We start from the raw sequence: 12,464 nt of genomic DNA, 5'->3' as shown, positions 1-12,464 counted from the left end.
AAAGTGTAGTTTATTTCTATTGTTTAATAAAAATATTAAGAATTTTAGGGATAATACATAAAGAGTAGAGGAGAAAGTAAAAACGGAGGTTTGAAGAATGGGACAAGTAAGCAGATTTCAAGAAAAACAACAGAATCGTCGTCAAAAGGCAATTTTTAATATTGCATTTACTTTGGTATTAGTGACAGTTGGTATAGTGACATACCAGTTGTTTACCCCTTCTAATACATCAAAGAAAGCAATTGCTCAAGAAAAGAAAGTAACAAAGATAGAAGAGAAGAAAACTGAAGATAAAGAAACAGCAAAGATAGAAGAGAAGAAAACTGAAGATAAAGAAATGGCAAAGATAGAAGAAAAGAAAAGCGAAGATAAAGAAACAGCAAAGATAGAAGAGAAGAAAACTGAAGATAAAGAAATGGCAAAGATAGAAGAAAAGAAAAGCGAAGATAAAGAAGCAGCACAGTTAGAAGGGAAACAAAAAGTAGAAAAATCGGTAAAAACGAGCGGAAATGAAAATAAAGAGGAAGAAAAAACGGTATCTCAAGAAAAGGATCCTCAAACTAATCCTTCATGGAAGCCAATTGGTACAGAGCAAGGAGCAAAACCTGAAATGAAATTTAAAGAAGGAACAGTAGATTGGAGTGAGATGAAAAAAGCAATCTCTTATGCTGTTAATGTTCCAGAGAGCCAATTGATTTTCGATTTTATTGGAAATAATGGTAATAATAAAGCCTACGGTAATGTACGAGATAAACAAAGTAATAAAAAATATAAGGTTAATATTGATTGGGTAGAGAATCAAGGGTGGAAACCAGCATCTGTACAAGTGGTAAAATAAAGAATAGAAATGTAATTATATGTTTAAAAGTTTATACTTGTAAAAACTCATAAAAGAGTTTGTTTCAATCAGGACTCTTTTTGTTATGTTGACAGCATTAATTACTCAGGCCCAATTGTGAGATCCTGATGCAGACAAAGTTTGAAGTTTATTAAAATCTACCTGATTTAGTGCTTCGAAAGGTTCAAAATTGCATTTTTAAAGCACTAAATAATTTATGGTACCTTTTGAAATATTTTTGGTCTCATTTCATTAGAAACAATTTCGTCTATATAACTAAAAAATGTATTATAATATCTATTGAACAGATGAATAGGATAACAATTACCTGCTGTTAGCAAGTTGCAGTATATCTAATGAAAAGATCACTTGTTTCTAAGACAAGTGATCTTTTCATATACATTTCCTTTACTTTACTATTTTTGAAATTGAATAGATATTTCAATCTGTGTAATTACAATAGACTTGATTAAAATTAAAACTGCAACAAGGATAATACCGTCCATATTTGTAGTAAGAAATATATATATAATATCTTAATGCAAGGTTGGCCTATATTCTATGAAGATATTAAAAGATTATAGGAAACACTGAGAAACCGGAATTATTTTTATTACAATATTTATGCATATTTAGGTCTAAATAGCTGGGTATTAGCTAAGAAACTTGAGATATTAGACTCCTATTAAGTTAAAAATGGCCTTAAGTATATTTCCCATAAAGAAAATTATGTAAATAAGCTGTCCATATGGGCAGCTTATTGTATTTTTTGGCTTAGCTTGTTTTTTCCGAAGTGCTGGCGCTTCCTCTACAAGTATTCTTGCATTTAAATTATTTTTAATATATTATATTTATATGGTTATATAGAAATGGATGTATACAAAAAGACTCAAATCTATTAATAAGATTTAAGTCCTTTTCAAAGATAAAAAGATTGTACCGAAATGGAATAAAACTTATACTTTTCTTTTTAATATGTATCTAGTAAAAAGACATTTTTCATCAATAAAATTGTATTTTCAATATAAATGGAAGTTTATTTATTTTCAATGATAGGAAATAGTGGGTCTAGAACATAGAGGAACAAGGAAACATATAGAGAAATCTGAAGAACCTGAAAACTATTGTATGTAGTTTGTTCATCTCAAGTACAATAAAAGAGTCTTACCTCTGTAGGCAAGACTCCACTAGTGTAGCTGTATAATATTTACATATCAACTAAAAAACAGAAACCATATAACACCAAGTAGCAGAATCCTAATATTCCTCCTACAGCTAATACTTGTTTAAACCAACTCTTAAATTTTATATTACTGTAAATATCTTGAACTTTTTCCATATTTCCTCCTATTAAGGCGAACCCTTAAAGACTCTCACTTCGTTATGGTACCATTAAAGAATGGCTAATAGAGGTCAAATATTGCCAAAACGTATAAATATGCAATATTGCATACAGAAATGTATTGTTACAAATGTAAGCGTTTACTATAATAAGTGTATAAAGTTTAATCACATCCCAGTACTAACAAAAGAGGAGGAAATAATATGGAAATCGCAATGGCAGTTTTAAAATTTATAGGTGGAGCAATCCCATTAGTTCAAGAGCTTCTAAAAGCATTTATGTAAATTCACTATTTAGCAATTATTTATAAAAATTATCATTCGTATGAGTAAAGCCCCTTTAACAATATTAGGGGGCTTTTTAAATTTCTACATATTTAAGGTTACGTCACATCAATATCAAGTTAAAAGTAAATTTTAAGAATAAACCTATAGAGGATATTTTATAGTGAATCAAGATCCTTTTACAAAGTTGTAGGCATTAAACTCCTACGGCTTTTATTATACTTTATTGAAGTAAAAAGTCTCTTCAGATTATCTCTCCGTTTCAAAAAACTCAATCCACTCCCCATCAGGACCAGCGAAGAATATGTAACGTGTTCCATCTGGTAATGTTTCGATTTCTTCTCCTAGTAAAAAGGTTACTGCGTGTTTCTTTAGTCTCTCGATTTCATCTTCTAATGAATCTACCTTAAAGCAAATGTGATGTACTTTTCCTTCTGCTGGCAAGGAAGAATTGTAGCCTTCAATTAATTCGAGTATCGTTTCTTTCGATTCTTCCACACCTAAAAAAGCGAGTTTTAAGTCTGGATTCGGGTGCCCCATACGTTGAAGGAGCTGTAAGCCGACTACTTCTTCATAAAATGAGATAGATGCTTCTAAGTTTGCAACCATAAGTCCTACGTGTTCAATTCTTCTAACTGGCATGTAGATTCCTTCTTTCTGAAAATTATATACAATATATTATTGAAAATTAAGAAAATAAGCAAGATAAAAACCTTACAAATTTTAGCGTGTTGTATGGTATAGTGAGAAAGTATGTTTGGGGAGAAGGAAGGAGATTATACGATGAATACACCTACTCAAACTCCTTCATTATCAGAAACGATGAAAGAGTGGCATTATGCATTAGCATATGAAATTAAACATTGGAAAACGATAGGTGGTAGTAAAATTTCTATCATGAACGGTCGTTTTTTATATACAGATTATGAGAATACAGTGTATGTATTTCAGCTTATTTCGGAAGTAAGCTTACCTGAAGGTTCACCAATTCGAATTGAGTTCGATGGTGAGGAAGCGACAGGAGAAGTATTATCTGTACATGGATTAGAAATAGAACTGAAATTAAATGATTATATACAAGGTGAAATAAGAGAAGCGGTTTTATACAGTGAACCGTGGCAACTTTTAGAGCAACTGCAAGAGCGATTGAAAGAAGCACGTAAAGATAAGCTAAAACGTAATCGTATAAAGCGTCTCGTTGATGGGACGAGCAGTCCGAAACATATTGAGAAGATGAAAAATCCGAAAAATGAACTGGCATATCGCGCATTTTACAATCCGACAACGTACGTATGGGGACCACCTGGAACAGGGAAGTCTTACAATTTATCACGTATTATTTCGGCTCATTATCAAAAAGGAAAATCGGTACTTGTGTTAGCTCATAGTAACGCGGCAGTAGACGTATTAATGAGTGAAGTAACGAAGCAAATTGAAAAGAAAAAGAAATGGACGCCTGGCGAAATTGTTCGTTACGGTTATAGTCAGCATGAACATATACGAAATCATGAAACGTTACTTGCATCGAAATTAGTTGAAACGACGAACGGATCATGGGGTGAGGAAAGACTCTACTTAGAAGAGAAACGCCAAGATCTTCGTGAAAAAATCTTATCGTATAAAGCAACATCTGCTGATAAGAAGCGTATACAAGAGATTGAAAGTGAGCTTCGAAAGCAAAAGGCGAAAATTAAAGAAGTAGAAAAAGAATATATTGAAAATGCGAAAGTAATTGGTGCAACTTTATCGAAATGTGCCATTGATTCACTTATTTATGAGCGTACATTCGATTTAGTTGTCGTAGATGAAGTGAGTATGGCGTTCGTTCCGCAAATCGCATTAGCTGCTTCACTTGGGAAACGTATCGTCGTTTGCGGTGACTTTTTACAGTTACCTCCAATTGCGATGGCGAACCATGAACTCGTTCGCAAATGGCTTGGGGAAGATATGTTTTACCATGCTGGGATTGTTGAGTCTGTTAATAAATCAGAAGCACACCCAAACCTATTTATGTTGCAGGAACAAAGACGTATGCATGCGGATATATCGAAGTTTACGAATTCGTTTATTTATAAAAATAGAGTATACGATCATCCGTCTGTTTCAGAGCGTAAAGAACTTGCGCAATTGCAGCCGTTCGCAAATGAAGCGAGTGTTTTATTTGATACGAGCCAAATGGGAGCTTTTTCGTTAAAAGATGCTGCTTCTGGTTCCCGTTTTAACATTATGTCTGGTTTAGTAGCGATGCAAATGATGTTAATCGGATTGTTAGACGGTGTTCAGTCGATTGGTGTTGTGACACCTTACAGGGCGCAGTCACGCTTTTTATCGACGTATATTAGAGAAATGTTGCAGAGAACGAAATATCAAAACATACCAGTTTTAGCGGCGACAGTTCATAAGTTTCAAGGTTCTGAAAGAGATATGATGATCTTTGATACGGTTGACAGTTATCCGCAAGAACGACCTGGCGTGTTATTCTTTGACCATAAAAATCATCGCCTCGTCAATGTAGCAGTGACAAGGGCGAGAGGGAAGTTCATTCAATTATCAGATTGCCATTATATGCGTAAAAATCTTTCTAGAAAACAAGCGTTATCACAATTAACAGCTCATATAGAACGTCACGGAGATGTGTATGATCGCACGACATCAAGACAATTGTGGGAACGGAAAATTTCGAAACGTTTACGCTGGTTTATGGAAATGAATCTTGAAGAGCCGAAAGGGCTATTAAAAGATATTTTAGCCGCAAAACGAAAAATTATTATTTCACTGCCAAGTACGAAACAAGTAGATAAACGAGTATGGCAAGCGTTAATGCGTACAAATGCACAAATAACAGTTTATAGTGATGGACCAGTTCCGCTGAAAAATGTAAAGTTACAAAGACAAAATAAAGCATTCCCATTCTTAGTAATTGATGATGAAATCTTCTGGGCAGGCGCACCGCTTACATCTCAAATGATATTTGAAGGTAGTACGGAATTTCCGTACGTATGTGCAAGACTGCAAGCACCTGAGACAATTGGTGTATTAAAAGGATTTTTAGATATTCGGTAAATTCGGATAGGAATTCCTTGACTTTTACTTGGAATGAACTTAGAATAAAAAATAATTTAATATAATTTTATGAAAATTCTTATCACGAGAGGTGGAGGGACTGGCCCTATGATACCTCGGCAGCGGATTCGTTATGAATACTGTGCCAATTCCAGCAAGGTAACTTGAAAGATAAGAAAGAAGCTCATTTTGACTGTATATACAGAAGCCTCTTTCTATCTTTTAGAAAGAGGCTTTTTTACGTGAAAATAAAAGGAGGAAGAACAATGGGAGCGACAGGAGTAACGTCACAAAGAAAAACAATTGAAGAGAGTATCGAAAGAAATAAGGAAAAGTACATAGAAACAAGTCATGATATTCATGCGAATCCAGAGATTGGTAACCAAGAGTTTTACGCATCTAGGACGTTAAGTTTATTGCTAGGCAGTGCAGGATTTCAGTTGCAGCACAATATAGCTGGACATGAAACGGGGTTTATTGCGCGAAAAAGTTCTGGAAAACAAGGACCGGCAATTGCATTTTTAGCGGAGTACGACGCTTTACCAGGATTAGGCCATGCGTGTGGTCACAATTTAATTGGCACAATTAGCGTTGCAGCAGCAATTGCATTATCAGAAACACTTGAAGAAATTGGCGGGGAAGTTGTCGTGTTTGGTACACCAGCAGAAGAAGGTGGGCCAAATGGTAGCGCGAAATCAAGTTATGTAAAGGCAGGTTTATTTAAAGACATTGATGCGGCGCTTATGATTCATCCGAGCGGAAAAACAGCGACAACGAGTCCTTCACTAGCAGTCGATCCACTTGATTTTCATTTTTACGGAAAAACAGCTCACGCTGCAGCTTCACCAGAAGAAGGGATTAATGCATTAGATGCGGTTATTCAGCTCTATAACGGTATAAACGCACTTCGCCAACAACTTCCGTCAGACGTGAGAATTCATGGCGTCATTACAGAAGGCGGAAAAGCACCTAACATTATTCCTGACTATGCCGCGGCTAGGTTCTTCATCCGTGCAGCAACGCGAAAGAGATGCGCGGAAGTAACAGAAAAAGTAAGAAACATTGCTGAGGGAGCAGCGTTAGCAACAGGTGCAAAAGTAAAAATCCATCAATTCCAAAATGAAATCGATGAATTACTCGTAACAAAAACATATAACGATATCGTAGCGGAAGAACTAGAACTATTAGGTGAAGATGTAAATCGTAAAGAAAGAGTAGGGATTGGTTCAACCGATGCAGGAAACGTCAGCCAAGTTGTGCCGACAATTCATCCGTACATTAAAATTGGTCCAGATGACTTAATTGCGCATACGAATGAATTTAGAGAAGCAGCACGTTCAGAACTAGGAGATAAAGCATTAATTACATCGGCAAAAGCATTAGCGAATACAGCGTATCGATTAATTACAGAAGAAGGGTTGTTAGAGAAGGTGAAGGAGGAGTTTAGGGAGACACAGAGGAATCAAGGGTAAGGGATTAAGGTGCTTTTTTCGAATAGCAATCGAATTAATAAGTAGAGATATAAAAAGAACATTGAAAAATCAATGTTCTTTTTTGTTTGCTAGTCATTGATTTTGTTGGTTTTTCTCAAGAAAGAGAAAATTTTACTGTTAGTGAGGATAATAATACGTATCCCTTTATTAGAATGACAATTTCTCCTCGAACTCACTCTTTAAAACAATTAAAGGAGATGATAATCCGAATTGCATTAACGAGTCTAAAAACGCAGCGAGGGAATCCATCGAATCGCTCATGACCTTCATCATATAATTAAATTCCCCGCTAATTCGATATAAATCAGTTACTTCAGGAGCGGCATTACAATATTGGATGAAATCAGAGCATTGGCTCGTTTTAAACATGATGAATGCTTGAATGCTTTTATTAATTTTGGAAGGCTCAAATTTCGTTCGGTAAGCCGCTATAACTCCTTGATCTTCAAGTTTATTAATACGCTCTTTTACAGCAGGTTGCGTCATGGATATAATTCGTCCTATTTCTGAAACAGAAATTCTCGCATTTTCATACAACAAGTTCATAATCTTATGATCGATTTCATCCAGTTTTACTGTGTTTTGCATTGTGTAGCCTCCTTATTTTATTTTCTAAAGTAAAACGTAAGTTATAACTATAATATCATAAGTAAACGAATTGAATTACTTATAAATCTATATTTAAAATTATCGGTGTTTGCATGAAAATATAAGTGTTGGATTTTTTAAACGGAAATTTAGAAAGGATGGAAAAAATGAAGAATCTTGATGGGAAAGTAGCGTTAGTAACAGGGGCGAGTCGCGGTATTGGTCGTGCGATTGCGATGAGATTGGCAAACGACGGTGCATTAGTTGTGATTCACTACGGACGAAATAAGGCAGCTGCAGATGAAACAATTAGTGAGATTGAATCTAATGGAGGAAAAGCATTCTTAATTGAAGCAGAACTCAATTCAATTGATGGTGTCAAGAAGCTAGTAGAACAATTGAAGAATGAATTACAAGTAAGGGTTGGTACATCAGAGATTGATATTTTAGTAAACAATGCAGGGATAGGTACACAAGGAACGATTGAAAATACGACAGAAGAAGTTTTTGATGAAATTATGTCTGTAAATATTAAGGCACCGTTCTTCTTAATTCAGCAAACATTGCCGTTACTACGAGCAGAGGGGCGTATTATTAACATTTCATCAGCTGAAGTACGACTTGGTTTTACAGGCTCAATTGCATACGGCTTAAGTAAAGGTGCATTAAATACGATGACACTTCCTCTAGCTAAACATCTCGGAGAAAGAGGTATAACAGTGAATACAATTATGCCTGGATATACGAAGACAGATATTAATGCAAAATTGCTAGATGATCCGGAAATACGAAGTTTTGCTACGAATTCATCTGTGTTCGAACGAATAGGGCAAGTTGAAGATATTGCAGATGCAGTAGCATTCCTTGCTTCTGCTGATAGCCGCTGGATAACAGGGCAGATTTTAGATGTTTCTGGAGGGTTTTGTTTATAGGGGCACTGCTCCATACCCATCAAGCTAATCAAGTAAATTACTAGATATGAAACGATCCTTGTTTCATATCTGGTAATTTATAGAAAGATAGGCATGCTAAAGAAGTCTATTAAAACGTGATTTTTTGGCTAGGCAACTTGAATAAAGGGGCATTTCTTTTTCTTAAGTTGATGGGTATGTATGGTGACCTCTATTAGACGATAGTGAATTAACAATTTCGGGGTTCAGTTCAACTTTATTCAAAATAAGATTTTTTTTGCAGTAAAATCAATGTTAGTGGAACTTTTTTAAACAAACTTTTTTCTAAATTAACATAAATACTTGTAATATTTAAATTAGTACTATATAGTTCTAGTTATGACAAAGGTAAAATTAATGAATCAAAAACGTGTGATTGAAGTAGCTGCAACATTATTTTTAGAAAAAGGGTTTGCTTATACAAGTATGGATGAATTAGTACGTGTAAGCAAAGTTTCAAAGTCTAATGTGTATTATCACTTTTCTAATAAGGAAGTATTATTAGAAGCGGTCGTTGATTATTGGATTGAAATGTATCAATCTGCAATTGATGACGTACTTTCTCAGAACCAATTTTTAGTTGAAGATCGTATCCAACTGTTTTTAAAGCAATTATCACAAGGAGTTCAGTCGAGAGAGTATAAGGGGAGCTGTCCATTTATTACTCTTTATATTCAAAGTCCTAAACAGGCCACGCAAATAAAAGAAAAAATAGGTCTTTTTTTTACAGGATTACAAAAGAAAGTTTCTCTATTACTTAAACAAGGGGTAGAGAATGGAGAATTTAGAAATACGATTCATATTGATGAGGTTGCATCACTTTTTATTACAAATCTTGAAGGAGCGTTATTTATTTCAGAAACATTGAAGGATGCAACTGTAATCACGAAAACAGCAGATCATTTTTTAAAATTGCTTCGATAAAAGAAGCATTTTTTTTAAATCAAATTAGTACTGATTAGTACTAAAAGGGGGATTTTATATGAGAACAGTATTTTTAACTGGTGGAACAGGCTTTATTGGACAGCAATTAGTGAAAGAATTAGCCAAAGAGGATGTTAAAATTCTTCTTTTAGTAAGGTCGAAAAGTAAAGCAATACGCCTTTTTCAAGAAAGAGGAAACTTAAAAAAGGAAGTTATGCACTTTATTGAAGGTGATTTGACGAAAATAGATTTAGGTCTAAGTGCTGAAGATAAGGAGAGGGTATTGAAAACGGATGTGATTATTCACGCAGGAGGCCCCATGGATATTCAAGCGACAAGTAAAGAGGCAGCTTCCGTATTTTTACATGGTGCCAAACATATTAGTGACTTAGCTAAAAGTATTCATCAATTGAAGGGCTTGCAACAATTTATTCATGTTGTAGGTTATATGAGTCCCTTTAATGATAAAAATAGCAAGATTGCAATTGATGTGTTTCAAGAAGGAAATAATTATTTGAAAATAAAAAATCCATATGAGAGAACAAAATTTTTAGCAGATCTTTATATCCGTCAGCAGGCATCAGCAGTAGGTTATCCGCTTTCTGTAATTAATCCGCCAACTGTAGTCGGTAGTAGTAAAACAGGGAGTACAGAGCAGATAGCAGGATTAGGTTTGCTTGTGATGAGTATGCGAAGAGGGCTCATGCCAATGATTCCTGGAGGTAAGGGATATAGGTTACCACTTATTTCAAACGATGAGCTTGCGAAGTTTATTGTGCAGGTTTTCAGATTAGAGCAACCGACTATTCAAACATATACACTTGTTGAAGACAAACAGCACGATCAGAACATTGCTGAGTTATTAAGTATTATGTCAGAAAGTATGAATATGAGGGCACCAAAAATCTCTGTCCCAATGCCACTTATGAAAGCAATTATGAATAGTGGAGTAAGTAAAATAACAAAAATTCCTTCTGATGGACTGAATTTTATTACAAAACGAAAATTTTCAAATGTTTCAGCGAAAAAAATTATGGGAGGGGATTGGTTTAAGAAGACGAGTGTAATGAAATTTCTCCCTGCCGTAGTAGCTGATCTGGATTATCGAATGATAGATCAAAATGGCCAGCATAATCATTTATTTAAACGAACATTATGCGATAACACTACCCTTTACCAATTACAAGGAGAGGGTAAACCGTTTATTTTATTACATGGTTTATTGAGTGATGGAGAGGATTTATTTCCTTTAGCACAAGAGCTTCATGAAAAAACTGGTCAACCTGTATGGATCTTGGATCTTCCAGGTTTGGGACGTTCTCCTTTTAAACGAGAGAAAAATCTTCTAGATATCTATTTGAATGTAGTGAAAAAGTTATTGGAGAAAGCTACGAATGGTGCACATCTAATTGGTCATTCATTCGGTGCATTTATTCTTCTGGAAGCATTGGTACAAGAGTACATAGATAAGAAGTATTCAATCACTTTACTTCAGCCACCTGTTGTTAAAAAAAATGCTAAATCGCTAAATGTTCCTCAATTTATGAACAAATGGACATTAAAACTGGCAACTACTAATTTCATAGAGCGATATTTATTAAGTAATGGTTTGTTTGAAAGTATAGAGAGTATCCCTGAACATTATATTGGAAAAATAAGGAGCAGTTTTACTTCTCCTAGAATTTTAAATACTACGGTTCAGCTTAACAGTTTACTACTGAAAAACGATCAAGGTGATTTCAATGAAGTAACAAAGTATAATCTTCACATTATTTGGGGGGATTATGACAGAGGTTATTCTGCTCCATCGCATCTTGGTAAGGTTGATTTTGTTCCATATGGCCATCATTTTCCTCTTAGCCATCCGAGTGAAACGGCAACATTAGTAATGAAAAATAGTAATACTAGCAGATGAGAGTTTGGGATAAATAAAAAGTGTGTAGTAAAATCGTTGTGTTTTTGAAATAAAATCGTACTGTGTGGGGGCCCACCCCATCACTATCAGACTAAGAAACGCAAATACCTCAAAACGAAAAAATGAGCATTTTATTACAAGATAGTACAAAATTTCGTTCTGGGGATGCTATAAAATTTTAGCTTGATGGCGATGTGGTGCTACCCCACATCCATCAACTTAAGGATTTTGTGCTGGTTTAAAATAAAGTTTGGTTAAAAAATCATTCTAAACCCATAATTTCAATGCATATAAAAAGCCATTGTTTTAAACAGTAATTGAACAAAACGATGGCTCTCTTTTATTTTCCAGAACTGTTTTTCATAAAAAAGTCTGATTAATTTAATTTTCCTTATACCACTAACGCACCATTTAGTTTAATAAGAATGAATGGATTTAAACTTTCTTCCAATAAAGTTAGCAGGTACAGGGTTGAGTTCTATTTCTCTTGACCAAACAGAGAGTTGACCAATGTGGTGAATCTCATGAGCAATTATATGATGTAATATTTCCTCAACAGTATATTTATCTTCATCCCAAGCAACACATACAGCTTTCTCTTTTAATTCATCTAAATTTTTTTTGAGAAATTCAGCTATTTCATTCCGGAATCTATCTGAAAGAGATTTAACCCTTTCAAGTGTATCATAATCAGCAAATTCAACTACTATGTCTTCTTTGCCTTGAATACCACGAACCCAACTATATTCAACATCAATAATGTGAAAAAGGGTATATAAAATACTTCCTACTCCTCCAGTTCGCTCTTTTATCAACTCTTCATTTGATAGTTGATTACACCATTCAAACCATTCGTCTCTTACTTGCCAGTTATATTTAAAAAAATTTATCAATGTAAATACTCCCCTATATAATTGTTTATAGCAATAAGAATTAGCTTTTGTCACTAAAACCCCTCTTTTTATTGAAGTAACCTGCCCTGTTAGTTCAATAAAACAAGCTCTAGATAAGTAATCTCGAGCAAAAGCGTTGCACCTTATTAAAACAACACGTCTTTTTTAAACTTC

The 12,464-nt window shown here is 34.5% G+C and carries 10 protein-coding genes, 1 pseudogene and 1 riboswitch; of the genes and pseudogenes, 7 read left to right on the top strand and 4 right to left on the bottom strand.

All coding sequences use genetic code 11. From position 1 onward, the window contains the following. Nucleotides 1–97 precede the first annotated feature (97 nt). Nucleotides 98–838, top strand: coding sequence for a YrrS family protein (locus tag OXT04_RS07870; RefSeq protein WP_267414121.1), 741 nt, complete (start codon nucleotides 98–100; stop codon nucleotides 836–838). 1,207 nt (nucleotides 839–2,045) lie between these two features. On the opposite strand, the gene OXT04_RS07865 is transcribed toward OXT04_RS07870, so the two are convergent. Further along, entirely contained in the window at nucleotides 2,046–2,177 is a 132-nt protein-coding gene (locus tag OXT04_RS07865; RefSeq protein ID WP_000416932.1) for a hypothetical protein, read from the bottom strand. Between the two features lie 99 nt (nucleotides 2,178–2,276). On the opposite strand from OXT04_RS07865, the pseudogene OXT04_RS29775 reads away from it, so the two are divergent. Next, nucleotides 2,277–2,464 (top strand): annotated as a pseudogene (locus OXT04_RS29775) (hypothetical protein). A 249-nt stretch (nucleotides 2,465–2,713) separates the two neighbouring features. Here OXT04_RS29775 and OXT04_RS07860 read toward each other — a convergent pair. Further along, on the bottom strand, nucleotides 2,714–3,106 hold the full coding sequence (locus tag OXT04_RS07860; RefSeq protein WP_001145271.1) for a VOC family protein: 393 nt from the start codon (nucleotides 3,104–3,106) through the stop codon (nucleotides 2,714–2,716). 111 nt (nucleotides 3,107–3,217) lie between these two features. On the opposite strand from OXT04_RS07860, the gene OXT04_RS07855 reads away from it, so the two are divergent. Both OXT04_RS07855 and OXT04_RS07850 read left to right on the top strand, forming a co-directional pair. Beyond that, entirely contained in the window at nucleotides 3,218–5,527 is a 2,310-nt protein-coding gene (locus OXT04_RS07855) for an AAA domain-containing protein (protein WP_142316391.1), read from the top strand. A 76-nt stretch (nucleotides 5,528–5,603) separates the two neighbouring features. Continuing rightward, nucleotides 5,604–5,705: riboswitch (SAM riboswitch) on the top strand. An 88-nt stretch (nucleotides 5,706–5,793) separates the two neighbouring features. Continuing rightward, complete coding sequence (locus tag OXT04_RS07850; protein ID WP_098908024.1) at nucleotides 5,794–6,999, top strand: M20 family metallopeptidase; 1,206 nt, start codon at nucleotides 5,794–5,796, stop codon at nucleotides 6,997–6,999. A gap of 168 nt (nucleotides 7,000–7,167) precedes the next feature. On the opposite strand, the gene OXT04_RS07845 is transcribed toward OXT04_RS07850, so the two are convergent. Then, nucleotides 7,168–7,608, bottom strand: a complete 441-nt coding sequence (locus OXT04_RS07845; RefSeq protein WP_072938980.1) for an Lrp/AsnC family transcriptional regulator — start codon at nucleotides 7,606–7,608, stop codon at nucleotides 7,168–7,170. 167 nt (nucleotides 7,609–7,775) lie between these two features. On the opposite strand from OXT04_RS07845, the gene OXT04_RS07840 reads away from it, so the two are divergent. The 3 genes from OXT04_RS07840 (at nucleotide 7,776) to OXT04_RS07830 (ending at nucleotide 11,397) form a co-directional block, all read left to right on the top strand. Beyond that, a complete protein-coding gene (locus OXT04_RS07840) occupies nucleotides 7,776–8,540 on the top strand; it encodes an SDR family oxidoreductase (RefSeq protein ID WP_000792677.1) in 765 nt (254 codons plus the stop codon). Nucleotides 8,541–8,915: 375 nt separating this feature from the next. Continuing rightward, nucleotides 8,916–9,482 (top strand): TetR/AcrR family transcriptional regulator, encoded by a 567-nt coding sequence (locus OXT04_RS07835; RefSeq protein WP_001072309.1) that lies wholly within the window; start codon nucleotides 8,916–8,918, stop codon nucleotides 9,480–9,482. A gap of 58 nt (nucleotides 9,483–9,540) precedes the next feature. Further along, nucleotides 9,541–11,397, top strand: coding sequence for an alpha/beta fold hydrolase (locus OXT04_RS07830; protein WP_267414120.1), 1,857 nt, complete (start codon nucleotides 9,541–9,543; stop codon nucleotides 11,395–11,397). 416 nt (nucleotides 11,398–11,813) lie between these two features. Here the strand turns inward: OXT04_RS07830 and OXT04_RS07825 are convergent, their stop codons facing one another. After that, the gene (locus tag OXT04_RS07825) at nucleotides 11,814–12,290 is read right to left on the bottom strand and encodes a DinB family protein (protein WP_033667686.1); all 477 of its coding nucleotides are present in this window, start codon (nucleotides 12,288–12,290) and stop codon (nucleotides 11,814–11,816) included. Nucleotides 12,291–12,464 lie beyond the last annotated feature (174 nt).

This window comes from Bacillus sp. GC_Bacil_1 (assembly GCF_026540675.1).
GTDB classification, from domain to species: Bacteria; Bacillota; Bacilli; order Bacillales; family Bacillaceae_G; genus Bacillus_A; species Bacillus_A cereus.
Note: the sequence above shows the minus strand (reverse complement) of the source record. Positions and strands in the feature narration are given on the sequence as shown.